Below are 25,700 nucleotides of genomic sequence, written 5' to 3'. Positions count from 1 at the left end.
TTTCATATTGTTAGGATAAAAAAATGAGTCGTTATGATGTATATGGTTTAGGTAATGCATTGGTCGATGTGGAGTATCAAGTTACCGAAATTCAACTACAGGCATTAGGTGTTGAAAAAGGCGTGATGACACTGGTTGAGCAAGCGCAACAACAACATATTATTACGCAGCTGACCGGCAAAGAACTTAAAAAAGGCAGTGGGGGTTCCGCCGCAAATTCAATTATTGCCGTCAGCCAGTTTGGCGGCAGTGCATATTATTCTTGTCGTGTTGCCAATGATGCACTGGGACATTTTTATGTAAAAGATTTGCAAGACGCGGGTGTAGTAACCAATATTGATTCAGCAAAACAAAACGAAGGTGTCACTGGCACTTGTTTGGTTTTTGTAACGCCCGATGCGGATCGTACTATGTATACTTTCTTAGGAGCTTCTGCAGAGTTTTCAATTGCACAATTAGCGCCGGCTGCGATTCGTGACGCGCAATATCTATATATAGAAGGTTATCTGGTGACAGGTGACAGCACGCGTAACGCGGCGATCGAAGCGCGTAGCATTGCGCGAGCAGCACAAGTTAAAACCGCGTTTTCTTTATCTGATCCCAACATGGTGAAATTTTTCAAAGCAGGTCTGCTCGATATGATGGGCGGCCCAGTGGATTTATTGTTTGCCAACGAAGCAGAAGCTTTAGGCATGGCTGACAGCGTCGATATTAATCAAGCGATCGTGCATTTAAAAACGCTCGCTAAACAATTTGTGATTACGCGCGGTAAAGAGGGCGCCGTCATTTACGATGGCCAACAATTGCTTGCGATTGCACCGCACACCGTTAAAGCGGTTGATACTGTAGGTGCGGGCGATATGTTTGCAGGCGCGTATTTATATGGTGTAACACAAGGCATGAGCGTGCAACAAGCGGGCGATTTAGCAGTGCGTGCCTCTGCACAATTAGTCACTCATTTTGGACCGCGCATGCCAAGCAGTGAAGTGCAAAAAATCTTGCAAGCGTTTAACACCCATTAAAATTTAAATCGCAGTCGACAAATTACCGACGGATCATAAGGAAACGAATATGTTAGTCAACTGCGTTGCTTATCGTGATGGATTTAAATTGGCGGATATTTCGCCTGAAGAAATTAGCGATTATTTAGATCAACCGAATACCTTTGTTTGGGTTGCTTTAGCCGATGCAACGGACACTGAATTGTTGCAAATGCAGGAAGAATTCGACTTGCACGAATTGGCGGTAGAAGATGCGCGGCATGGACATCAACGTGCAAAAATTGAAGAGTACGGTGATTCTGTTTTCGCGGTAATGCAAACCGTAGAAGTAGAAGAAAGCGGTGAATTATATGTTGGCGAAGTTGATGTTTTTGTCGGCTTAAATTATGTGCTCTCCATTCGTAGTCGTACCCATAGAGGTTTTAGCGATGTGCGCGCACGCTGCGAACGCGAACCTCATTTGTTGAAATTTGGTGCCGGCTTTGTATTCTATGTATTAATGGATACTGTAGTGGATCGGTATTTCCCCGTGCTGGATGGTTTAGAAGAAGAACTTGATAGCATTGAAGCTGATATTTTTAATAGTGGTAATGCACGTACCAATATTGAAGCGTTATACGCCTTAAAACAAAAGCTCACGATTTTAAAACACGCGACCTTTCCGTTGATGGAAGCTGCTGGAAAATTATACGGTGGACGTGTGCCACAAGTGTGTATGGATACACAAGAATATTTCCGTGATATTTACGATCATTTATATCGTATCAATCAATCTATCGACGGTATTCGCGATATGTTGCTCACTGCGATTCAAGTCAACCTTTCATTAATCGCATTAGGTGAAAGTGAAGTTAATAAAAAATTAGCTGCATGGGCAGCGATTATTGGTGTTCCGACGATGATTGCAGGTATCTATGGCATGAACTTTAATCACATGCCGGAATTGGAGTGGTATTGGGGTTATCCTTTGGTAATGGGTATCATGATATCCATTGATGTGTATTTATTTTGGCGGTTTAAGAAAGTGGGGTGGTTGTAAGTTGGATTGAATGTAATGATATCCAATATGCTTGGTATTAGAACAGAAGCGTTTCGCTCGTCGCTGCGCGACTACAGCGAGTAACTTTTGATTGGCATGGATGGCATGAATGCAGATTTTGCAGGAGCAAAAATCTGCCTGTCGTAACAAAAAGTCACCAAAAAATACTTGCCCGAATGTTGTGCACTTGAATGGAATGCGATTCCATTCAAGCATTCCCTCGTCGTGTTTAAGGGTTAACGCGTCGCCTCAACGCAACATCCTGTTGCGATCGGCTCACATGAACATCCCTGTTCATGTGTCGCTACCCCTTAAACACAGCTCGGCACACCATAACGGGCATTATCCCTTCGTTTAGGATCCGCCAAACTTAAAACGTTTTCTAAGATTGATGTGCTTCAAAAACAGAACAAAGTAAATACCCCTCATGGCTCGCCGAGCATTTGAGCGGTTGTCGGGAAAAACAAACAGGATGTTTGTTTTAGTCACGCCGCGACAGGGATGTCGCGTCGTGACGACCCGCAACAACAGATCAAACGCGACGGGAACTGCGCGTAATATTTACGCGCAGCGAGCCATGGGGAGGCGCTTCTTTGGTTACTTTCTTGTCGCGACAAGAAAGTAACCGCCCGCCGGTGCGCAACCGGCTAATAAAATGCTTTTATAGAAAATATATTTTATCGCGTGGACTCACGTGCCTACCCTACGAAAAATGCGCGCAGCTATAATTGAAACGCTTATGAACTTATAGAACACGAAATAAAATGTGCCCAGCACGTTTTTATAAAGATTCACCCACATTAAACGTCGCCGTTATTTCATTTTTATCATTAGTAGATTCCAATCGTACGGGAAATCCCCACAAGCGATGCACGTGTTTTAACACTTCTTCGGTGGAGTCGCTGAGTGGTCGGCGGTTGTGTTGGGTGTGACGTAAGGTGAGTGAGCGATCACCTTTTACATTGACGTTGTAAACTTGAATATCCGGTTCTTGGCTGCCGAGATTGTATTGTTCTACTAAGGCTTGACGAACGTGTACATATCCTTGGTCGTTGTGAATCGCGGAGATGTGGTATTCCTCTTGTTCGTCGTCATCTAAGACGCAGAATAATTTTAATTCGCGAATTAAGCGCGGTGATAGATATTGTGCGATGAAGCTTTCGTCTTTGAAGTTACGCATGGCAAAGTCGAGTGTGCTATTCCAATCTTTGCCGGCAATATTCGGAAACCATTTGTAATCTTCGGCTTCGGGTTTTTCACAGATACGACGAATGTCGGTCATCATGCCGTAACCTAAGGCATAGGGATTGATGCCGTTAAAGTAGGGACTATTAAATGCGGGTTGAGCAATTACACCGGTATGTGATTGTAAAAATTCGAGCATGAAGCCATCGCTGACTTTGCCTGCGTCGTACAAATTATTGAGTAGTGTGTAATGCCAAAAACAGGCCCAGCCTTCGTTCATAACTTGGGTTTGACGTTGTGGATAAAAGTATTGGGCGATTTTACGCGTGATGCGCACGATTTCGCGTTGCCATGGTTCTAGCAGCGGCGCATTTTTCTCAATGAAATATAAAATATTTTCTTGTGGCTCTGAAGGAAAATGCGTAGCTGTTTGTACGCCAGCCGTTTTGTCTAGTTTAGGAATCGTGCGCCACAGTTCATTCACTTGCGTTTGTAAATAAGCTTCACGTTCTTTTTGACGCAGCACTTCTTTTTGAGTTGAAAGTTTGGGTGGGCGTTTGTAACGATCCACTCCATAGTTCATTAGGGCATGACAAGAATCTAAAAATAATTCGACGGTTTGTTGGCCGTGCCGTTGTTCGCATTCGGTGATGTAATTTTTGGCGAATAATAAATAATCGACAATCGCGTCGGCATTTGTCCAGGTTTGGAATAAATAATTATTTTTAAAAAAAGAGTTATGGCCATACGCAGCATGCGCAATCGTTAAGGCTTGCATGGTCATGCTGTTTTCTTCCATCAAGTACACGATACATGGATCGGAGTTGATGACGATTTCATAAGCCAAGCCCATTTGGCCGCGCTTATAGTGATGTTCGGTGTTTAAGAATTTTTTGCCAAACGACCAGTGATTGTAACCGACGGGCATACCAACGGAAGCATAAGCATCCATCATTTGTTCGGCGCTAATGACTTCTATTTGATTAGGGTAAGTGCTTAAACCATATTCTTTGGCAATCGACCCAATTTCTTGGTCGTAACGTTCGATTAATTCAAACGTCCATTCTGAACTTGTTGAAATTAAATTACGCGGCGTTGACATGTTAAGCGGCCTCGCGACGTTTAAATAACTCGCGAAATACTGGATAAATATCAGCAGGGTCTTCAATGCGACGCATGCAAAAGTGTTCTTGCTGCTGGCTTAAGGTTTCATATTCTTGCCAAAGTTTTTGGCCATCGCGTCCGGTGATTTCGATATACGCGTAATATTGCGTAAAGGGTAAAATTTTCTTGGCTAAGATTTCACGGCAATTACCGGAGTCGTCGTCCCAATTGTCGCCATCAGAGGCTTGTGCCGCATAAATATTCCATTCACTAGTAGAGTAACGTTCTTGCATGATTTTTTGCATTAATTCTAAGGCGCTGGATACAACCGTGCCGCCGCTTTCGCGAGAATAAAAAAATTCGTTTTCATCGACTTCGGTAGCTGTCGTGTGGTGACGAATAAATACTACGTCGATGTGTTCGTAATTACGATTTAAAAAAAGATAGAGCAAACTAAAAAAGCGTTTGGCCATGTCTTTGCGTGCTTGCGTCATTGAGCCGGAGACGTCCATCAGACAAAACATGACGGCTTGAGTAATAGGTTTAGGTTGACGAATGCGATTGTTGTAACGCAAATCAAATTCATCAATAAACGGAATACGTGCGAGTTTACGTTGCAAAATGGCTTTTTCCGTTTCCAGTTTGTCGCGTTGCGCAGCGTGTATTGGATTATACGCATCCAAACTTTCTAGCTCCACTTCAATTTCTTCAAGTCGACGTTTGTAAGGACCGCGCACGGCGATGCGCCGTGCTAACGCGCCGCGCATAGTGCGATTAATATTAATATTGGATGGTACGCCGTATTTGGTGTAGCCCGCGCGCACCGATTTATAGTCCATGATTTGTGCGAGTTGGGTTTTAATTAAATCGGGCAGGGCGAGATCTTCAAAAAAGAATTCTAAAAATTCATCACGGCTTAATTCAAAAACAAACGAATCTTCGCCTTCACCTTGATTGCTGGCTTGTCCCTGCCCTTGACCTTCGCCTTGACCACCTTGTGGTTTAGGGAGTGTGTCGCCGGTGATAAATTCTTTATTGCCGGGTTGCACAATTTCACGTCGGCCACCTTTGCCGTGATGAAAAATGGGTTCGCTAATGTCTTTGTTAGGGATATCAATTTTTTCACCACGTTCAATATCGGTGATGCTGCGTTCATTTAAAGCTTTATCTACCGCTTTTTTAATTTGACCGCGAAAGCGTTTGATAAAGCGTTGGCGATTAACGACACTTTTATTTTTGCCGTTGAGGCGACGATCTATGATCTGAGTCATACGCCTATCCTAGATTAGCAGAGCTTAAGAGGCTTTGCGGACGCGTAAATACCATTCACAAAGCAGTCTTACTTGTTTGTCGGTATAACCTTTTTGCACCATACGATTAACAAAATCTTCGTGCTTACGCTTGTCATCTGTAGTTGACTTGGCATTAAAAGAAATAACAGGCAGTAAATCTTCTGTATTAGAAAACATTTTCTTTTCTATTACTTCGCGAAGTTTTTCGTAGCTAGTCCAGTTAGGGTTTTTGCCATTGTTATGGGAGCGTGCACGTAATACAAAGTTAACAATCTCATTGCGAAAATCTTTTGGGTTGCTGATTTTGGCGGGCTTTTCGATTTTTTCTAATTCATCATTTAAAGCGGAGCGATCAAATACTTCGCCAGTATCTTGATCTCGGTATTCTTCGTCTTGAATCCAATAATCCGCATAAGTGACGTAACGATCAAAAATGTTTTGGCCATATTCAGAATAAGACTCTAGATACGCTGTTTGAATTTCTTTGCCGATAAATTCTGCATAATGCGGCGCTAGAATGCCTTTGATATGCGAAATGTAACGTTCTTGAATATCCGCTTGAAATTGTTCTTGTTCAATTTGTTGTTCTAACACATGTAATAAATGCACAGGATTGGCGGCAATTTCTTGATGATCGTAGTTGAATACGCGTGACAATATTTTAAATGCGAATCGGGTCGATAAACCTGACATGCCTTCATCAGGGCCGGCATAGTCACGATACTCTTGATAAGACTTGGCTTTCGGATCAACATCTTTTAACGATTCGCCATCATAGACGCGCATTTTTGATTCAATGCTAGAATTTTCTGCTTCTTTTAACCGCGATAACACGGAAAACTGCGCCATCATTTTTAAGGTGTCCGGCGCACATGCGGCTTTTGATAGGCTGCTGTGTTGTAATAATTTTTCATAAATTTTTATTTCATCTGACACACGCAAGCAATAAGGCACTTTGACGACGCTAATACGATCTAAAAAAGCTTCATTATTGCGATTGTGTTTAAAAGCTTGCCATTCGGATTCATTCGAGTGCGCCAAAATAATGCCGTCGAAAGGAATTGCGGATAATCCTTCCGTACCCATGTAGTTGCCTTCTTGGGTTGCGGTTAATAAAGGATGCAATACTTTAATTGGTGCTTTGAACATTTCCACAAATTCGAGTAAACCTTGATTAGCTTTGCAAAGACCGCCAGAAAAAGAATAAGAGTCCGGATCATTTTGCGAAAATTCTTCTAGCTTGCGAATATCAATTTTTCCAACCAATGAGGAGATATCTTGATTGTTTTCATCGCCGGGTTCGGTTTTGGCAATCGCCACTTGTTCGAGCACCGATGGCTTTAATTTAACGACGCGGAATTGAGTGATGTCGCCATTAAATTCATGTAAACGTTTAATCGCCCATGGTGAAATTAAACCCGTTAAGTAACGCCGCGAAATACCATAGTCCTCTTCTAATAAGTCAGCATCTTCTAGTGGCGAAAATAAATTTAAGGGTGATTCATTAATTGGTGAGCCTTTGATGGCATAAATAGGATGTTTTTCCATTAAGCGTTTTAATGTTTCTGCTAAAGACGATTTGCCGCCACCTACTGGGCCTAACAAATAAATAATTTGTTTCTTTTCTTCTAAGCCTTGCGCAGCATGCCGAAAATGCGACACGATATTTTCAATGGTTTCTTCCATGCCATAAAATTCGCGAAATGCAGGATAAATTTTAATTATTTTATTGGCGAAAATACGACTCAAGCGAGTGTCATGACGAGTATCCACTAATTCGGGATTACCAATCGCCATTAACATGCGTTCGGCGGGGCTGGCGTAAACACTGTGGTCGGCTTTACACAATGCGAGATATTCTTGAATGCTATATTCGTCTTCGCGTGCGGCTGCGAAGCGAGCTTGATATTGTTTGAAAATGGACATAACGCGACTCCTTATCATCTTACGTGTGCAGACAGCAGGTCGACACATGCGTATTGTCTTTACCTAATATATGCAAGAGTAAATGCAAGCCCTGTGCCATGGAATTTTTGACAGCAGCAATCGCTTGCAGGGAATTAGATGCATAACAAAAGTAATTAGTTGACGATTTGGTCCGCGATAGTCGGATGAACACTCGCATCGGTCATGCATTAACACCCATACTTTATATAGTGCACATTTACAGGATAGGGCGATGAGCTGTCTGAAAATGCAAAAATGGTCAAGATTTGCCCTTAAGGCAACGATTTGCCGCTTTAAATCTGCGATTGACGGGAATTTTACTAGCGAAACACTGCCCAATGCGCTGCGCTGCCCTATAATGAGCCGCGTTGCTATGACCACTTCGGAGTGTTGCTCTAAAGTTTTGGTGGCGAAACGAATCTTATTTAATTGTAAATTTTAATTGGGAGTTTTCTCTATGTCTAAATACGCTATTGTTGCTGTTACTGCTCTGTTCGCGGCGGGTTGCGCCACTGTTAATCCTTATACTGGAGAATCACAAACCTCAAAAGCGGCTAGTGGCGCTATGATTGGCGCGGCCACTGGCGCGATTTTAGGTGCAGCTACTGCAGATAATAAAAAGCAACGTAAAGATCGTTTATTAAAAGGCGCAGCGATTGGCGGTGCAACAGGTGGTGGTGTAGGTTATTACATGGATGTGCAAGAAAGTAAATTACGTCAAAAATTACAAAATACCGGTGTTAGCGTTACTCGTAACGGCGACACTTTGATTTTGAATATGCCTGGTAATGTGACGTTTGATAGTAATCAATCGAATTTAAAAGCGGATGTTGTACCAGTATTAGCTTCTGTTGTAGAAGTATTGAAAGAATACAACAAGACCTTGATTGTAGTGACGGGTCATACTGATAACACCGGTGGTGATCAATACAATCAATTATTGTCTGAATCACGTGCGCGTGCAGTAGGCGATCAATTGGTACGTACCGGCGTTGACGTGCAACGTGTATTAGCGAGCGGTTTTGGTAAAACTCATCCGATTGCTAGTAATGATACGGCTGAAGGTCGTGCACAAAATCGTCGTGTAGAGTTAACGTTAGAGCCTATCGCTGCGAAGTAATATTTCTATTACGGTTCTGCATCAAGAGCCGGTTATTTAACCGGCTCTTTTTTTTATAATTTTTTAATTAAGCGAGAGTATTTTGTATTATGCGTAAAACATTTTTACGTGGCCTCATCACAGTCTTGCCGATCTCGCTTACCGTTGTGGTGATTGCGTGGTTACTAACGGCAGCTGAGAATTTTTTGGGCGGTATGATTCGCTGGCTGCTGCCGGTTAATTGGTATGTGCCCGGTATGGGCGTGGTATTAGCGATAGCGTTAATATTTATGGTCGGTCTAACCATCAACGCTTATTTGGTTAAAATTTTGGTAGGTTGGGGCGAAAGTTTGATTGAGCGAATTCCGTTAGTAAAATCAGTGTATAGCGCCGCGCAAGATTTTATTAAATTTATCTATAATGATTCGAAAAAAAATTTACAACAAGTCGTCTTAGTAAAAATAACCGACGATATAAAAATTATGGGTTTCATTACCAAGCAATCCGTATTGTTAAACAACCACGATTATATTGCGGTCTATACGCCGATGAGTTATCAGATTGGTGGTTATACTTTATATACGACGGCGGATCGTATTGAAGCGTTGGATATTCCGATGGATAAAGCGATGCGCATGGTTCTGACTGCGAATATTTGATTATGACAATGGTATCGATAAATCCTTTTACGGGTGAAACCTTAGCGCGTTTTGCGGCGTGGTCAGTTGCTGAGATTGAACACGCGCTGCAACAGATCCCTCTGGCTCGCGCCGCGTGGGCGCAGCACAGTTTAGAGCAGCGTGTTGCTATTTTGCGCAAGGCATCCAGTATTTTAATCAGCCGGCGCGATGAATATGCGGCGTTAATTAGTCAAGAAATGGGCAAGTTGATGAGTGAGGCGCAGGCGGAAATTGAAAAATGCGCGTTGGTTTGTGATTATTATGTCGAGCATGCAGCAACATTTTTAGCACCGGAATCTATCAGTACACGCGCCACTCATAGTTATGTAAGTTATCAACCGCTGGGGACTGTTTTAGGCATCATGCCGTGGAATTTTCCGTTCTGGCAATTATTTCGTTTTGCTGCGCCCGCATTAGCTGCAGGTAATACCGTTATTTTAAAACATGCTTCGAATGTGCCGCAGTGTGCTTTAGCAATTGCGGATGTTTTTAAACAAGCCGGTTTGCCAGAACATGTGTTTATTAGCGCGTTGATTGCCAGTAAAGACATACCGCGTTTAATTGAAGATGCGCGTGTGCATGCGGTAACTTTAACGGGTAGCGAAGCAGCTGGCCGCCAAGTCGCGCAATTAGCCGGCGCCCATTTAAAAAAATCGGTATTAGAATTAGGTGGATCGGATCCTTTTATTGTATTGGCTGATGCTGATCTTGAGATGGCGAGCACTATTGCCATTGCGGCGCGTTTTAATAATGCGGGTCAGAGTTGTATTGCTGCTAAACGTTTTATTGTAGTGAACGACATTGCTGAAAAATTTGTGCAGTTGTTTGCGGATAAAGCGCAGCGTTTACGCGCAGGTGATCCTCGTGATGTACAAACCAGCTTAGCGCCGATGGCGCGTCCGGATTTGGTTGATGAGTTACATGCGCAAGTAGAAGATGCTTTGCAAAAAGGTGCGCGGGCGGTATTGGGTTGCGTAAAAACTAATAACAGTTGTTTTTATCCTGCCTCAATCCTAGATGGCGTGATGCCTACCATGCGTGCTTATCGTGAAGAGTTATTTGGTCCGGTTGCGAGTATTATACGTGTGACTGATGAAGCTGCCGCATTACGCATCGCCAATGACTCTAGTTATGGTTTAGGGGCGAGTGTTTGGACGCGAGATGTGGCGCGCGGTGAAAAATTAGCGTTACAGTTAGAAAGTGGTAATGCTTATGTCAATGCGATGGTAAAAAGTGATCCGCATTTGCCTTTTGGTGGCATCAAAGCATCGGGTTATGGTCGTGAATTATCTGTGCAAGGCATCCGTGAATTCGTCAACATAAAAACGGTATGGGTGCAATAGCCAGAATCCGTGGTATTTTTTTATAATAAGCTTGCATTTTGTGCTTGGTTTAAGCACCCTCAGCAGCGCTTGTTATAGTGAATAAAAGCACTGTTTTGCCGACCTAATCTTTGAGGATATTCAATGGAACTTTTATTACAGCCAGAGGTATGGATTGCCTTTGCTACGTTGACGTTATTGGAGATCGTGCTCGGCATTGATAACATTATTTTTGTCGCTATTTTAGTTAACAAATTACCCGTTGAGCGTCGTAAAGTAGCGCGGATCGCCGGTTTAGGTTTAGCCATGGGCTTGCGCGTTGGCTTATTGCTGGCATTAACGTGGTTGATGGCGATTAATGAACCTTTGTTTTTTGTATTAGGTGAAGATTTTAATTTGCGAGATCTGGTTTTAATTTTTGGTGGCTTATTTTTATTGACTAAAAGCACCTTAGAGATTCATGAAGAATTAGAAGGCACTAAAACTGACGCCAATCCTAAATTTAAACCAGTGAAAAGTTTTTTTTGGATTATGGTGCAAATTGCCGTCATCGATTTAGTCTTTTCATTAGATTCTATTATTACCGCGATTGCCTTGGCTAATGATATTGAAGTGATGGTGGCCGCAGTTATTATTGCGGTCTTAGTTATGATGGCGGCTTCAGGGCCGATCAGTCACTTCATCGATCGTCATCCAACTGTGCGTATGTTAGCCCTAAGCTTTTTGCTCTTAATAGGCATGATGCTGATGGTAGAAGGCTTTGGTATTCACGTTCCTAAAGGCTATATTTATTTCGCTATGGCTTTCTCTATGTTGGTTGAAGCACTGAATTCGCGGATTCATGCCCGTAATAATAGACAAAAAGAATAGCGCATTTTTTTACCGATAAACCATGACTTGATGAAGTCATGGTTCTGAGGAGTAGTATTCTTGTCTAGGTTGTGCGGATTGTTTCGATTCAGTGTTACGCTCCTCACTCTGTTGTGGTTTGGTTCAGCGTTAGCTGCAGTGCAGCCAGAATTAGATATTGATGGCGCAGATGCTAAATTAGAAGAAAATATTCGCACTTATCTTAACGTAGAAGATCGTAGTTGCGAGCGCAATCAAGGTCGGCAACGTTTATGGTTTGCGGAACTGAATACACAACTGCGCAATGCAGCTGAAGCCTTAGGATATTACCGCGCAAGTTTTACTCCTACCGTTATTAATAATAATAAATGCTGGGAACTGACCATCGACGTTATTCCAGGCGAGCAAATGAAAATTGCTGTGCTCGATATACAATTGTGGCGCATTGCTGACAGCGAAAAATTAATTGATCCGGAATTTGATGCCTTATTAAAAAACTTCCCCTTGCATGTAGGTGATCCAGTTAATCATGCAAATTATGAATTTGTGAAATCCGAATTGCTCACTTTATCTGCGCAGCGGGGCTATCTCAACGCACGGTTTGTAAAAAACGAATTACGCATCGACATTGAAAAAAATCAAGCTAGCATAACCATTGTTTATGAGGCGGGTGCACGAGCTTATTTTGGTGATATTACATTAGAGATTCAAAATAATTTTTTGGATGAAGACTTTGTTCGACGTTTTATTAAATTTAAAAAAGGTGATTATTTTGAAGCAGAAAAATTAATCGATCTGCGCCGCAATCTAAGCAATGCTCGGTATTTTAATACGATGAATGTTACGGCACCTACTGAACAAGTGGTTGATCAATTTATCCCGGTTAACATTAAGCTTTCACCTCGTGCGCGGAATAATTATTCCGTAGGCGCCGGCATTGCTACCGATACAGGCGTGCGTGGCAAACTTGGTTATGATAGGTATTGGTTAAATAAACAAGGTCATCAGTTTTCGAGTGAATTATTATTGTCGAAAGTATTAAGTGAAATTAATGGTGTTTACAAAATTCCGTTAGAAGATCCATCCGATGATATTTTTAATATAAAAGCTGGGTTTCAAACTCAAAATACCGATACGGAAGAGCATCAAACTTATTCTTTGGGGGTAGATTGGACCAATCGCCGACATGACACATTATTAGTGACGCGCTCAATTAGTTTTCAGCGAGAAACTTATATTGTGGCAGATCAAGAAGAACGCAATGTGGATTTGCTGATGCCAGGTATTAATTGGACATGGAGTGAATCATTAAGCTCTTTGTATCCCAAGCGGGGGCATTATTTTTCTTTAGATGTACGCGGCGCGCATGAAGATTTTTTATCTGATGTAAGCTTTTTTGAAGTGCGGCCAAATGCGCGAATAATTCGGCCACTTTTGGCGGGGCGTATATTGGGCCGTTTAACTTTAGGTGCAATTAGTATTGAAGATGTAAATGCATTGCCCGCATCCATTCGTTTTTATGCGGGTGGTGACTCGAGTGTGCGCGGTTACGCATATCAAAGTTTAGGCCCCTTAAATGATGAGGGCGAAATAATAGGTGGGAAAAATTTAGCGACTGCCAGTTTAGAATATGATTGGCGTTTTGTAGAAACCTGGGGCGTGGCCGTGTTTACTGATGCGGGTAATGCTTTTAATGAAGAATTAGTTGATGTTAAAAAAAGTGTCGGTGTTGGCGTACGTTGGTATACCGTAATCGCGCCAGTACGTCTGGATATTGCTTTTCCTTATGATGACCCATCCGCCAGTGATTATCGTATCCACTTAAGTTTAGGTGTGGATTTATGAAATGGCTGCGGCGTTTAGCCATAACCTTGGTAATACTCTGCATTTTATTGTTAATTTGTGTAGGTTTTTTGCGCTCTGAATCAGGCACGCGTTTTTTTGTTTACGTCATGAATTCAACCTTAGCTCCAAATTTAATAATTATTCCAGAAAGCGGCAAGTTATTTGAAGATGGTTTAGTTTTTAAAGAAATAAGTTATACCTCAGATACTTTTAAAATCGCTTTTTATGATGGCTTAATTGCTTTAAAGCTGGCAGATTTACGCGCTCGCGTATTAACCGCTTCTACGATCGTAGCTAAGCGCATGACTTATACAGAAACGCTTAAAGACGATTCTCCTGATTCACCTATTGATGTGCGTTTTCCTTTTAAAATGAGCATACAACAGGCGCAATTAAAGCTAATGGAATTTCATCTGCTTAACACCCAGTTTGAATTTTCGGATGTTGATCTTGCGGTTACTGCGCAGAATAATTATTTAGATATTGAAAAATTAAATGTCGTCTTTGACGGTTGGCAATTAGTTGCTACTGCACGTTTGCTGCTAAAAGATCATTTGCCATTGCAAGGTGTTCTGCATTGGCAAGGTCCAATCCAAGACTACACTTTGGGCGGTGTCGTTGCAGTGCAAGGCGACGTCGCTCGTTTGAAAGTTGATCAGACCTGGCAACAACCGATTATGGGCCATACCACGGGTTGGTTAACCACCGGCGCATTTGAAACGCCGTTATTACAAACTGCATTAAATACGCGTTGGCCGGCATTCAAGTGGCAAGATATAAATATTGGATCAGGTCATTTGCATTTACGAGGCACGTGGCCGACTTATGAGTTATCCAGCAAAACCGCCATTCAATATGCTGCTTATCCGCTTATTAATTTAAATTTACGACATGCAATTGTAGATGCGAATAAATTAAGCCAAGTTGATTTGCGTGCTGACATTAATGATGGTTGGTTGGATTTGCAAGGTGAATGGAATTGGCAGCAGCACGCCATTACATCGCGTTATCGATTTGTGAAATTAACACCTGCTATGTTTAATAAAGACTGGCAAGGGCAATTATCAGGTGGTGGTCGCGTGCATTGGCGTGGCACTACTTGGCAAAAAGCTGAATGGGGAGTTGAGCTGGTTAATTGGGTCGGTACTTGGCGAGGCCATGCTTTTTTTGCTGACGGGCAAGTGTATTGGCGGCAAGGTGCATTACATAGTCCGGGTTTTAGAATGAATGATGGTGTTAATGATATTAATATCAATGCAGCATTTACTCCATCGCAATGGCAGGCGGATAGTTATGCAATTTGGCATATTAATGCACCGGCTTTAGAAAATTTTTGGCCAAGCTTGGCGGGCAGTATCATTGGCCACGGTTATTGGAAAGGTCGTTGGCCGGCGTTTGATGTGCAAGCCGATGTGCAAATTAAAAATTTTCGTTATGAACAGTTTTATATAGATGAAGGTTATATAAAAATTGATCCGCGCTTTTCTGAAACTGAGCCGCATTATAAAAATCAAGCTGTCATATCTCTTAAAAAGCTGCACATACAAGATTTTGTTGTGGATTCGCTCAATATTGATTGGATCGGTCAATGGAATGATTGGCGGGGACATCTTATTGCACAAAAAGAAAATATTAATACAGAGGTTACATTTAGCGCTAAACAAGTGCAGGACAGTGATTGGTCGGGGCGTATCTTAGCGTGGAATATTAGCGTGCCGCTGTTGGGGTCGTGGCAGCTAAGCGAGGAAGTTGATTGGCAATGGCTAGATGATACCTTGATGCCGATTAGTTTACCTTGGGCTTCGCAAACTGCAACGTCGCGTGTCAATCTGCAAGGTAATTTAAAAAATGCAGAGTTTAGCGGTGAGGTACAAAACTTTGCAGTGCATCGTGTGTTAGCAGATTGGTTGTCATCGCGATTACAAGTAGAAGGTAATGCGAGTGCTGTATTTCGCGGCAATATAAAAAATGCGCAACCCATGTTTTCGGGTGAGATTGATGTAGCAGATGGCTTAGTACTTTTTAATCCGGAAAACAAAAAAGACGTATATCGCTATCCTTGGCAACGTGGTCATTGGCAATTTAAGCACGACTCACAACTCAGTGAATTTCAAGGACAGTTAAACATTCCCGGTATTTGGGAAGGCGACATGTTAGGGCAAGTGCAAAAGTGTTGTGATGACAACAGTCCAGTCAATGCACGCATTAAAATAAAATCTAATGATGTTGCATGGTTAGAAGGTTTGGATGCGCAAATTGATGCAATAGCGGGACAATTAAATATTGATTTAAGTGTAGTCGGCACACTGAGTAAGCCGACCTTATTAGGCGGTGCTTATTGGCATAAAGGACGTTTTGGTTTAGCTTCTATGGGTGTTGTGTTAGAAGACATTGAATTGCAGTTGGAGCATAAAGGCAATGGGCGGCTGCATATGGAAATGGTTTTTAAAAGCGATGGTTATGGTCATTTGCGCGGCGATCTAATTGCAAATGATTGGCAAGACTGGCGTTTGAATGCTGCCTTGTCTGGGAAAAATTTAAAAGTATTTGATACCGAACAATTAAAATTATGGGCTTCACCGGAATTACAAGTTGATTGGCGTAGTCAGGGCATTACTCATCAAGTGAATTTGCAAGGCAAAGTTGATATTCCGCGCGCTAAGATTGAACCGCGTGAGCTGCCTAAAAAAGCGATTCGTCGCAGTGCGGATGAAGTGATTGTTAATCAATCAGTCAGTACAAAATCTCAAGATAATATTGCGCTCACGAGTGATTTGGAAATTACCTTGGGTGAAGAAATTCAATTCCTTGGTTTTGGTGTGTTGGCGAATTTAGAAGGTCAGATGAATATTTATGATCAGCCGGGTAAAAAAACACGTGCAAGTGGCGAGATTCGTTTAAAGGAAGGTCAATATCAAGCCTATGGTCAAAAACTGACGATTGAACAAGGGCGTTTTATTTTTCAAGGTCCTTTGGATAATCCGGGTTTAGATGTGACAGCAACGCGCACAGTGGATGATTATCGCGTCGGTTTGGTAGTGACCGGAACGTTGCGTGATCCTAAAAGTCGAGTTTTTTCTGAGCCGGCCGTGTCTGATAGTGAGGCGTTGAGTTTGTTGGTATTAGGTAAACCTTTAAGCACTGCAACGGAAACGGATACAAATAGTATGTGGGCAGCGGTGGCATCATTGGGTTTATTACAAAGTGAAAATTTACGTGAAGGCATGAGTGATACTTTTAAAATCGATCATTTGTCCGTAGACACGGACGAAAATCGAAAAGAGTCCGCATTACTAATTGGTAAATACATCACGCCAGCGCTGTATGTGCAATACAGTGTGGGTTTGTTTGATCAGTTAGCCTCTTGGGGTGTGCATTACACGCTCGATAAAAATTGGCGTATTGAAGTAGAAACAGGTTATCGCAGCAGTTTAGATTTATTGTATCAAATTGAACGTGATTAATATCAGCCCGTTGCAGGTGGTTCGGCGATTGAAGGTATTTCCATTGTTTGTGACGATGCATTGTTAAATTGATTGGACTCAGCTTCTTCAAGATGCGCGATATGAAAGATTGCATCCCCCTCATTTACTAAAGGTAAATTAGTTCGACCAATAATGAGTCCTTCACGATCGCAGCGTACGGGACAATCGGTGTTTGAAAATAAATCCGTAGGGTTGGCGATGATACCTAATTCGGTACCGCTTTCTACTTTTAAACCTAAAGCCGCAACATTTCGCATAATGCCACTTTGTTGTGCGCGTTCCCAATGACTAGAACGTGCAATGAAAGGTTCTATTATTTTGGTTGGTATATTGTTCGTGGGTAACATGTTCAGTGCGCGCATGACCGATAAAATCCCTTCTACACCCAGGCAAATTCCCGCTTCATCAAAACGTAATGCTTCGCCGGATTCATAAAGTAAAGTAGGAATGCCTAGTTCACGCGCTGCTTGGCGTAAAGAACCATCACGCAAAGTAGATTTAATAACCACCGGCGCACCAAACGCGCAGGCTAAACGTTTGGTTTCTGGGTCATCTATGTTGGCGCGAATTTGCGGTAGATTGACGCGGTGATGTGCACCCGTGTGAATATCAATACCGTGAGTACATTTGCTAACAATTTCTTGCATAAAGATATGGGCTAAACGTGAAGCCAAAGAACCGTGTGATGAACCGGGGAAAGAACGATTTAAATCACGATGGTCGGGCAAATAACGCGAACGTTGAATGATGCCAAAAATATTCACAATCGGTACTGCGACAACCGTGCCCACTAATTGTTGCATGGCTTCATGGCGCATGATGCGACGAATAATTTCTACACCATGAAGTTCATCGCCATGAATCGCGGCGCTAATAAACAAGCGCGGCCCTGCGTGTTTACCATTGATGACATGTACTGCTAAACCTAATGGGGTTTGCGATGTGTAAAAATTGGGTATCGGTAATTCGACAATGCCTTGAGTATGTGCGGAAAATTGTTTGCCATTAATCGTGATGTCATGACTCATCTAACTTAGCCTTTGCCGCGTGTACGCGTGTTATTTGGTTTGGCATGTTGTTCAATAAATTCAATGATCATGCCGGCGATATCTTTATTGGTCGCTTGTTCAATGCCCCGTAAGCCCGGCGATGAATTCACTTCCATGATTAAGGGGCCACGTGATGAACGTAACATATCGACACCACACACATTCAAACCCATAATTTTTGCAGCTTCTACCGCGACGGCGCGTTCTTGCGCAGTCAATTTAACGAGTTGCGCGCTGCCACCGCGATGTAAATTCGAACGAAACTCACCGGCGGCAGCTTGACGTTGCATCGCAGCGATTACTTTTCCGCCTACGACGAGACAGCGAATATCCGCACCATCGGCTTCGTGAATAAATTCCTGGACTAAAATATTGGCATCTAATCCCATAAATGCTTGAATCACGCTTTCAGCAGCATTATGTGTTTCGGCTAATACCACACCAATGCCTTGCGTACCTTCGAGTAATTTAATGACTAAGGGCGCGCCACCGACTTCACGAATTAAACCCGGGATATCATCGGGTGAATGCGCAAAAGCGGTAGCCGGAATGCCTACGCCTTTGCGAGCGAGTAATTGCAAAGAGCGTAATTTGTCGCGCGCGCGCGTAATCGCCACGGATTCATTAACGCAATAAACGCCCATCATTTCAAATTGACGCACTACAGCCGTACCATAAAAAGTAACCGATGCACCAATGCGTGGAATCACCGCGTCATAATCACGCAGCTCTTCATTTTTATAATGAATCGTCGGATCATCGGAAGTAATGTCCATGAAACAACGTAAATGATCAATAACGCGAATTTCATGCCCTCGTTGTTGGGCTGCTTCAACTAAACGCCGCGTCGAATAGAGGCGGCTGTTACGAGAGAGAATAGCGATACGCATATAAATCCTGACAAGGTGAGCGGGTGATAATAAATATCAACTGAGCTGAGGGTGTTGATACGGAGCTAGTATAACCGCGCGGCTGCAGTCAGTAAAAATTGATGCTAAGTCGTTTTTCTGAGAAGTGTTGCATGATAGAAATATGACATTGGTAATACCCGTATTTTAGTTTCTGGATATCGGCAGGGCAGGCGCCACTGTAATAAGCCGGTGTAATAATGGGTCTGGGTCGCAGGCTAGACTGCTTATGTTCGTAGAGTGGGCTATCTTTATTCTTAAGTATTTGTCGGGTGTTTTTATGAGATTTATTAAGAATATGACAGTAATGGAACTATTTGCGAGCCCCGGAACTTCAGGGTAATCCACGGCAATGCCGAGGTTCGTCGGATTGTAAAGAATTTGATTTACAGTGGCCCGTGAGTCGCATATAAAGCGCCTTTATGGGCAACAGTTCCCATCTGCTTACGGAGAGAATTTGATCCATGATAAACGACAGTATTGATGAACCTACTTTTGATGATGCGGTAGTTGAGGTACGTCCTCCTAATCAAGCCTTAGAAAAAGTCTTTGATAATGTGTTTGAAACCGTTTTACGCGTCGCTAGTGTAGAAGGCGGCGGCGTGAAGCGCAGTTTGAATACGGAAGGCTTGAAAGAAAATATCGATCATTTAAAAGGAGACGCTTGTTATCGTCGTCGTCTTATTGAATTACTTAAAGAACAAAAGAATTTGGAAGCTAACATTGGTGAGAATTTTGAAGATTTTAGTGGGTTTGAGGATTTGGAAAATACTGAGACGCACTAATACCTGTTTTGCTTGATAGGCTGGAATGCCTAAAGTAGATAGTAATGAAAACAGCAGGGTGAGAGGTTTTATTGTGCCCCCGTTTATTGGCGCAGGCGGAGGACTATGAAGCAGTTTATGAAGCCTGTCGTCAACAAACCGCGCTTAACCTGGTCATCACACCCACCGCTGTTAAAGCTCAATAAACTCTGCCCGCGTAGCGGGTTTTTTTATGTCTAGCGTTAGGTGAACTACAACGCTAACGGTGGTTTGCCTGCAATATAAGATCGAGATACATCAATTAAATAACGCCCACTAAATGCCGTCCGCCCCAGCAACATACGAAACCGCATGCTCGCGCGGCTGGTCAGTGTAATGTCGATTGGATAGCTGTGATTGCCGATGACGATAGGCGTTTGTATGACCCAGCGTAGTTCACGATGTCCACCGGAATCAGTGACTTCGCGTTGATCCACAATTAATGCTTCGCAGGTTTGAATAATGTCTATTTTGCGTGGATTGGGCTGCAAATGAAAACGCACTTTGCGCACATTATTTTGCTCGAAAGGCGTAATTTCAAACGCGTGTAATGCGGAGGTGCGCGCGCCACTGTCTAATTTTGCTTTGATACGGGTAATACCGAGTTCGGGCAGGGCAACCCATTCGCGCCAACCTAAACAAATTAAAGTGTCTGTAGTCAATGGAGGATTTTCGCAGTGAATAAGAATGACATCGACTATAACCTTACAGCACAGGAATGAGAACGTAAAAATACCACTATAAGAACTTAGTAAGGCTTGTATTACAGTGGGGAACTCTGTTAAAAATACCATGCCATTGAGAATGAAACGATTTCGCAATAATAATATTTTAGAGGGAGCTAGCGAGTATGGATTATCTTCTCAATCATGACTTTATGCCGCATGGTCATTGTTTCTTGTGGCGCCCCGACTTGTTATGGCTGCATGTCTTATCAGATATATTTATTGCTCTCGCTTATTACACCATTCCTGTTGCTTTAATTTATTTAGTTAAGAAACGCACTGATTTGCGTTTTAATCTTTTGTTTGTATTGTTCGCCGTATTTATTTTTGCGTGTGGTACTACGCATCTGGTGGGTGTACTTAATGTTTGGCATGGCTATTATTATTTAGAAGGTTGGTTAAAAGCAATCACCGCATGTGTGTCGATTGTTACAGCGCTGATATTGTGGCCGCTCATGCCGAAATTGTTAGCCATACCTAGCCAAGCCACCCTCGAACAAAAAAATAACGAACTATTAAATGCGCAAGCGAGCTTGCAGCAACTTAATAACGAGCTTGAACAACGTATTTCAGAAAGAACCGCAGCGTTACAACGAGTGAACGTTGATTTAGAGCGATTTGCGCACTTAGCTTCGCATGATTTACGAGGACCATTACGTGGAATGAATACGTATGCGCAGATTTTGTTGGAAGATTATGGTTCACAGTTAGATGAGCCCGGATTAAAGAAGCTCACTGTATTAGTGGAACTGACACATAAATTAGACGAGATGATTGCTTCTTTACTAGAATATTCTCGCATATCTGCTAATAAGACAGAGCTTGCAGAGGTAAATGTTAAAGCAGTATTGGATGAAGTGTTAGCATTGCTGTGTATTGAATTAGAAGGTACGCAGCTCATTAGCAAAGTCAGCACAGACGTAACGTTAAAAACGGATCCCGTGTATTTAGCTGAAGTGTTGCGTAATCTGGTAGGTAACGCGATTAAATATAATGATAAATTAGATAAACGTATTGAAATTGGGCTGTTAAGTGTCGAGCAGTTAATCAAGAAAAGCGGCATTATTCCGGCAGGTGTGAGAACTACTTGCAAAATTGTTTATGTTAAAGATAATGGTATCGGTATCAAGTCAGAACATTTAACCGTCATATTTGAAATGTTCAAACGTTTATCGGCAAGCAACGTGGATCAACAAGGGAGTGGAATCGGTCTGGCAATGGTGAAACGCATGATCGAGCAACACGGTGGTTACATTTGGGTGGAGTCAACTTATGGAAAAGGCAGCACATTTTATTTCACGCATGCAGGAAATTAAAAACGTGAGCGCATTAATTGAAGCTCGTTCGGTAATGGTGGTTGATGATAGTGTCGAAGATCATGAAGCCTTTGTACGTGCATTTCGGCGTGTGGGTGCAAAAAATGAAATATCGCCCTTCCTAGACTGTGAAAAAGCATTAGAGTCATTAGGGCACAGCAAGAGTAATCCAGTAGAGCATGAACGATTACCCGCGTTGATATTTGTTGATCTGAATATGCCTGGTACAGATGGCCGCGAATTTCTGCGTCGGGTTAAAACAGATGAACGTTTAAAATGCATTCCGGTGATTGTATTAACTACGTCAGTGGACGATCGAGATGTTAATTATTGCTATTCGGCCGGTGCAAATGCCTTCATTCGTAAACCCGTTAGCCTGATGGATTTTTATGATATGTTGGATAAAACCTGTCGTTTTTGGTTTGATGCTGCTAATTTACCTAAATGTTAAAGAATCAAATTAGTCGATTCCTTTAATGCCTAGTTGTTGTGGATAGGTTTGTAGTGCCTTCAAAATAGTTTGAGCGCGTGAATCTTTGTCATATTGAATCTGTAACTCAGCTAAGGTTTTCTGGTAAGCCTCTAGCGCTGATAGGCCATCGCCATTTTTTTTATCCAATAATTTTTCTGCGCAATATTGTTGCCACCGTTGTTGCTCTTCGGTATTTAAAGTATCTGGATAATTACGCGCGCGATATCTGAAAAATAATTCGAATAAACGCGCATCTTCAAATGCGGGTGTCAGTCCAGCGAGCTTTTCGGGAGCAAGGCTGCGAATTTTTTGCATGCGGGCTCGATCTTCATTACTGAAAAACCCTCCGCGATATAACATTAGTTCTGGGTCAGGCGTGTCAGATTTTTCGTCATCTGAAAAATTATTTTCAAATACTAAGGGTAATATTTGAGCTAAATCTCGGCGCGTCAATAAACTTTTTAAATGTTTTTCAGCAGTTTCGATAGTTAATTGAATTCTTGTCGCGCTGCTTTCATTCCATGTGGTCAGTGGTGCCAGCGCGGGGCTTTTATTCAGATGGATAAGTTTTAAATGAATACGTTCCATGTTTTCTGGTAATTCATTCTGTTTAGTAAATACGCACTGCTTAATTTCGTCTATGTCGAGTTCTAATAATGCATCGGGCGCATAACGTAAATCATAAGCGATCACCGCATTACGATTTTGCGCGTGCGTGGCTAACGGGACAAATAAACTCGTGCAAGCAAATTGTGCGGGAATCATCCCGCTGGTATGTAATAGTATCTGTGCTTGTTGTGGATTTAAAATTTTGCTGACTTCTTGACGTTGTCGTAAGCGAAATAAATAATCAAATAAACGCGGTTGTTGCTGTTTAATTAAACGCGCTAAGCCAATGGTTGCATAGACATCCGAAAGCGCATCATGCGCAGCGGTGTGACTAATATTATTAGCGTTAGTTAAATCTTGTAATTTAAAACTGGGTGCGCCATCGGGATGCTGTGGCCATTCAATACCTTCCGGACGTAAGGCGTAACACATACGCGCCATGTCTAATAAATCCCAACGTGAATTACCGTGTTGCCATTCGCGTGCGTAGGGATCAATAAAATTTCGATAAAACAAATGACGTGTGACTTCATCGTCAAAGCGAATGCTGTTGTAACCCAAGGCGCACGTGCCTGGTTGATTTAATTGGCCATGAATATGATCGGCGAAGCGCTTTTCTGCCACACCTTTTTCCAAGGCCATTTGCGGTGTAATGCCCGTTAAAAGACACGCTTCTGCTTGCGGCAAGCGATCTGGTGTGGGTTTACAGTACCAGGTATGAGGTTCATCAATAATATTAAAATCTAAATCAGTGCGCACGCCAGCAAATTGCGCAGGTTGATCGCGAGCCGGTGAAATGCCAAATGTTTCGTAGTCATGCCAATAAAAACTGGGAGGAGTGGACACGGCGAAATCATCCTGTATGCGTTATAATTGCTGCATTATACGGTCTAGTTACTTTTAACCCTATCCTGCTGCCTATGAAAATTGTTGTTGTCGCATTATATAAGTTTGTCCAATTACCTGATTATGTCGAGCTGCGTGCAGCCATTTTGAAAATATGCCTGCAGCATAATATCAAAGGCACTTTGTTATTAGCAGAAGAAGGTATCAATGGAACGATTGCGGGCTTTCGCGAAGATATAGATCAGGTTTTAAAGTATTTGCGTAATGACGCACGTTTGGTCGATTTAGAACCTAAAGAGTCTTTGCACGACATCCCGCCTTTTCATCGCATGAAAGTTAAACTTAAACGCGAAATTGTCACGATGGGCGTGGAAGATATTCGCCCTGGCGAAATGGTGGGCGCGTATGTTGAAGCCGCGGATTGGAATCAGCTTATTAGTCAGCCGGATGTAACATTAATTGATACTCGCAATCGTTATGAAATTAGCATCGGCCAATTTAAAAATGCAGTAGATCCGGAAACCACTAATTTTCGTGAATTTCCCGAATACGTTGCGACGCATTTAGATCCTAATAAACATACTAAAGTCGCCATGTACTGCACCGGAGGAATTCGTTGTGAAAAAGCCACGGCGTATTTACTAAAACAAGGTTTTAAAGAGGTTTATCATCTTAAAGGCGGCATTTTAAAATACTTGGAAGACGTTCCGGCCGCAGAAAGTTTGTGGCAAGGCGAATGTTTTGTGTTTGATCAGCGTGTTGCAGTGGGTCATGATTTAGAAATGGGTTCTTATGATCAGTGTCATGCGTGCCGTCATCCGATCGATGAACAAGATAAACAATCTGTACATTATCGTCCGGGTATTTCTTGTCCACATTGTTATGCGACTTTTACAGAAGAACAAAAAGCCAGTGCCGCTGAACGTTATCGACAAGTGCAATTGGCGCAGCAGCGCGGTGACGCACATCTGGGTGTACCGCAACAACCCGATAAAACACGCAGATCTAATTAATATTTCTTCTATTAGTGTCTAAAGTTTTTATAGATAGAGCCGCTAAGTAACTCATAAGCGTTTTCAGTGTCGCAACGGACTAGCATGAGAACTAGGAGTGAACGTGGAAATCAGTGGTTTACAAAATGCAGGTTTACAGGGGATCCGTGAGGGTCTGCGCGGTTTACGTGATACCGCCGAAGCGGTAGCGCGTACGGGTACTACCGATCAGCAAAGTAGTGCCGCCGATAGCGCAGTGCATTTAGTGGATTTGAAAATGCATGAATTACAAGTCGCGGTGTCCGCCAAAGCCGTGCAAGCAGAAAATAATGCGATAGGTTCTATCTTAGATATTTTTGCTTAAAGACATGTTGCGCGCTTAACGTCGACGCGCAGGATTAAAAAATCGTACCTTGCGATGTTTAAATAGCGGAATTAATAACATGCCCGCCACAAACCCGCCAATGTGAGCGGCCCACGCAACACCCCCTTCAGTATTAGGCGGCGCGGTACTCAACCAGGCTTCTAACCAAGAATTAATCAATTGAAATACAAACCAAAACATCAACACTAAGCCCGCTGCTATGCGGGTGGTATGAATAAAAATACCTAATGGAATAGCGACTAATACTTGTGAGCGTGGATAGAGTAATAAATAAGCACCCAAAACGCCGGAGATGGCACCGCTAGCACCAATCATAGGTAATAGTGATTGTGGGTTAAACCATACTTGAGTCAGTGCGGCTAGTGCACCGCAGAGTAAATAAAAAATAATGAAACGGCCGTGTCCCATGGCATCTTCGATGTTGTTGCCGAAAATAAATAAAAACCACATATTGCCGATTAAATGTAACCAACCGCCATGCAAAAATTGCGATGTGAACAGCGTAAGCCACGCTGGGAAAAAATAATTTTCGGTGGGAAACCAAGTGGAATGCATAAAATCATGCAACACATGAGCAGGTTTTACGCCGAGCGCCATGATAATGGCTTGGCTATGTTGTGCAGCAGATAATTGCCACAAAAACGCGGCGATACAACTAATAATAATTAACCACGTTATCCAGGGACGGCGTCGTGTGGGATTGTCATCGTGCAACGGAATCATTAGCGGTCTTCGAAAACAAAGGAT

At 42.5% G+C, this 25,700-nt stretch carries 21 protein-coding genes; 13 read left to right on the top strand and 8 right to left on the bottom strand.

What is annotated here, in order from left to right:
* Positions 1–23 precede the first annotated feature (23 nt).
* Together H0W44_08430 and corA are read left to right on the top strand one after the other, a co-directional pair.
* On the top strand, positions 24–1,022 hold the full coding sequence (locus H0W44_08430) for an adenosine kinase (GenBank protein ID MBA3582458.1): 999 nt from the start codon (positions 24–26) through the stop codon (positions 1,020–1,022).
* Between the two features lie 49 nt (positions 1,023–1,071).
* Positions 1,072–2,040 (top strand): magnesium/cobalt transporter CorA, encoded by a 969-nt coding sequence (corA, locus tag H0W44_08425; protein MBA3582457.1) that lies wholly within the window; start codon positions 1,072–1,074, stop codon positions 2,038–2,040.
* 781 nt (positions 2,041–2,821) lie between these two features.
* On the opposite strand, the gene H0W44_08420 is transcribed toward corA, so the two are convergent.
* The 3 genes from H0W44_08420 to H0W44_08410 are packed head-to-tail and all read right to left on the bottom strand — an operon-like array spanning position 2,822 to position 7,547.
* Positions 2,822–4,327 (bottom strand): SpoVR family protein, encoded by a 1,506-nt coding sequence (locus tag H0W44_08420; GenBank protein MBA3582456.1) that lies wholly within the window; start codon positions 4,325–4,327, stop codon positions 2,822–2,824.
* A 1-nt stretch (position 4,328) separates the two neighbouring features.
* Positions 4,329–5,600 (bottom strand): YeaH/YhbH family protein, encoded by a 1,272-nt coding sequence (locus H0W44_08415; protein ID MBA3582455.1) that lies wholly within the window; start codon positions 5,598–5,600, stop codon positions 4,329–4,331.
* Positions 5,601–5,624: 24 nt separating this feature from the next.
* A complete protein-coding gene (locus tag H0W44_08410) occupies positions 5,625–7,547 on the bottom strand; it encodes a PrkA family serine protein kinase (GenBank protein ID MBA3582454.1) in 1,923 nt (640 codons plus the stop codon).
* Between the two features lie 478 nt (positions 7,548–8,025).
* On the opposite strand from H0W44_08410, the gene H0W44_08405 reads away from it, so the two are divergent.
* The 6 genes from H0W44_08405 to H0W44_08380 all read left to right on the top strand — a co-directional run bounded on the left by H0W44_08405 (position 8,026) and on the right by H0W44_08380 (position 16,827).
* On the top strand, positions 8,026–8,688 hold the full coding sequence (locus tag H0W44_08405) for an OmpA family protein (GenBank protein MBA3582453.1): 663 nt from the start codon (positions 8,026–8,028) through the stop codon (positions 8,686–8,688).
* An 89-nt stretch (positions 8,689–8,777) separates the two neighbouring features.
* Positions 8,778–9,326, top strand: a complete 549-nt coding sequence (locus H0W44_08400; GenBank protein ID MBA3582452.1) for a DUF502 domain-containing protein — start codon at positions 8,778–8,780, stop codon at positions 9,324–9,326.
* 2 nt (positions 9,327–9,328) lie between these two features.
* Positions 9,329–10,690: an NAD-dependent succinate-semialdehyde dehydrogenase gene (locus tag H0W44_08395; GenBank protein ID MBA3582451.1), complete on the top strand. Its 1,362-nt coding sequence runs from the start codon at positions 9,329–9,331 to the stop codon at positions 10,688–10,690.
* 123 nt (positions 10,691–10,813) lie between these two features.
* Complete coding sequence (locus H0W44_08390; GenBank protein ID MBA3582450.1) at positions 10,814–11,539, top strand: TerC family protein; 726 nt, start codon at positions 10,814–10,816, stop codon at positions 11,537–11,539.
* Positions 11,540–11,617: 78 nt separating this feature from the next.
* On the top strand, positions 11,618–13,363 hold the full coding sequence (locus tag H0W44_08385; protein ID MBA3582449.1) for an outer membrane protein assembly factor: 1,746 nt from the start codon (positions 11,618–11,620) through the stop codon (positions 13,361–13,363).
* Positions 13,360–16,827, top strand: a complete 3,468-nt coding sequence (locus tag H0W44_08380) for a translocation/assembly module TamB domain-containing protein (protein MBA3582448.1) — start codon at positions 13,360–13,362, stop codon at positions 16,825–16,827. The genes H0W44_08385 and H0W44_08380 overlap by 4 nt, the downstream gene beginning before the upstream one ends.
* Positions 16,828–16,829: 2 nt before the next feature.
* Here H0W44_08380 and H0W44_08375 read toward each other — a convergent pair whose 3' ends face one another.
* Together H0W44_08375 and rimK are read right to left on the bottom strand one after the other, a co-directional pair.
* A complete protein-coding gene (locus H0W44_08375; GenBank protein MBA3582447.1) occupies positions 16,830–17,876 on the bottom strand; it encodes a succinylglutamate desuccinylase/aspartoacylase family protein in 1,047 nt (348 codons plus the stop codon).
* A gap of 5 nt (positions 17,877–17,881) precedes the next feature.
* Entirely contained in the window at positions 17,882–18,787 is a 906-nt protein-coding gene (gene rimK / locus H0W44_08370) for a 30S ribosomal protein S6--L-glutamate ligase (protein MBA3582446.1), read from the bottom strand.
* 482 nt (positions 18,788–19,269) lie between these two features.
* On the opposite strand from rimK, the gene H0W44_08365 reads away from it, so the two are divergent.
* Entirely contained in the window at positions 19,270–19,590 is a 321-nt protein-coding gene (locus H0W44_08365; GenBank protein MBA3582445.1) for a hypothetical protein, read from the top strand.
* A 230-nt stretch (positions 19,591–19,820) separates the two neighbouring features.
* Here the strand turns inward: H0W44_08365 and H0W44_08360 are convergent, their stop codons facing one another.
* Entirely contained in the window at positions 19,821–20,402 is a 582-nt protein-coding gene (locus H0W44_08360; GenBank protein MBA3582444.1) for an ATP-dependent zinc protease, read from the bottom strand.
* A gap of 56 nt (positions 20,403–20,458) precedes the next feature.
* Between H0W44_08360 and H0W44_08355 the strand changes: the two genes are divergently transcribed.
* The gene (locus tag H0W44_08355; protein MBA3582443.1) at positions 20,459–21,649 is read left to right on the top strand and encodes a hypothetical protein; all 1,191 of its coding nucleotides are present in this window, start codon (positions 20,459–20,461) and stop codon (positions 21,647–21,649) included.
* Positions 21,606–22,100: a response regulator gene (locus tag H0W44_08350; protein MBA3582442.1), complete on the top strand. Its 495-nt coding sequence runs from the start codon at positions 21,606–21,608 to the stop codon at positions 22,098–22,100. Before H0W44_08355 ends, H0W44_08350 begins: the two co-directional genes overlap by 44 nt.
* A gap of 9 nt (positions 22,101–22,109) precedes the next feature.
* Here H0W44_08350 and sbcB read toward each other — a convergent pair whose 3' ends face one another.
* Positions 22,110–23,576: an exodeoxyribonuclease I gene (gene sbcB, locus H0W44_08345; GenBank protein ID MBA3582441.1), complete on the bottom strand. Its 1,467-nt coding sequence runs from the start codon at positions 23,574–23,576 to the stop codon at positions 22,110–22,112.
* Between the two features lie 74 nt (positions 23,577–23,650).
* On the opposite strand from sbcB, the gene H0W44_08340 reads away from it, so the two are divergent.
* The gene (locus tag H0W44_08340; protein ID MBA3582440.1) at positions 23,651–24,589 is read left to right on the top strand and encodes a rhodanese-related sulfurtransferase; all 939 of its coding nucleotides are present in this window, start codon (positions 23,651–23,653) and stop codon (positions 24,587–24,589) included.
* A 103-nt stretch (positions 24,590–24,692) separates the two neighbouring features.
* Positions 24,693–24,932 carry a flagellar biosynthesis protein FlgE gene (locus H0W44_08335; GenBank protein MBA3582439.1) on the top strand — a complete coding sequence of 80 codons (240 nt, stop codon included), beginning with the start codon at positions 24,693–24,695 and terminating at the stop codon, positions 24,930–24,932.
* A gap of 15 nt (positions 24,933–24,947) precedes the next feature.
* Here H0W44_08335 and H0W44_08330 read toward each other — a convergent pair whose 3' ends face one another.
* Entirely contained in the window at positions 24,948–25,676 is a 729-nt protein-coding gene (locus tag H0W44_08330; GenBank protein MBA3582438.1) for a rhomboid family intramembrane serine protease, read from the bottom strand.
* Positions 25,677–25,700 lie beyond the last annotated feature (24 nt).

The organism is Gammaproteobacteria bacterium (assembly GCA_013817245.1).
In the GTDB taxonomy this organism is placed as follows: Bacteria; Pseudomonadota; Gammaproteobacteria; order HTCC5015; family HTCC5015; genus JACDDA01.
Note: the sequence above shows the minus strand (reverse complement) of the source record. Positions and strands in the feature narration are given on the sequence as shown.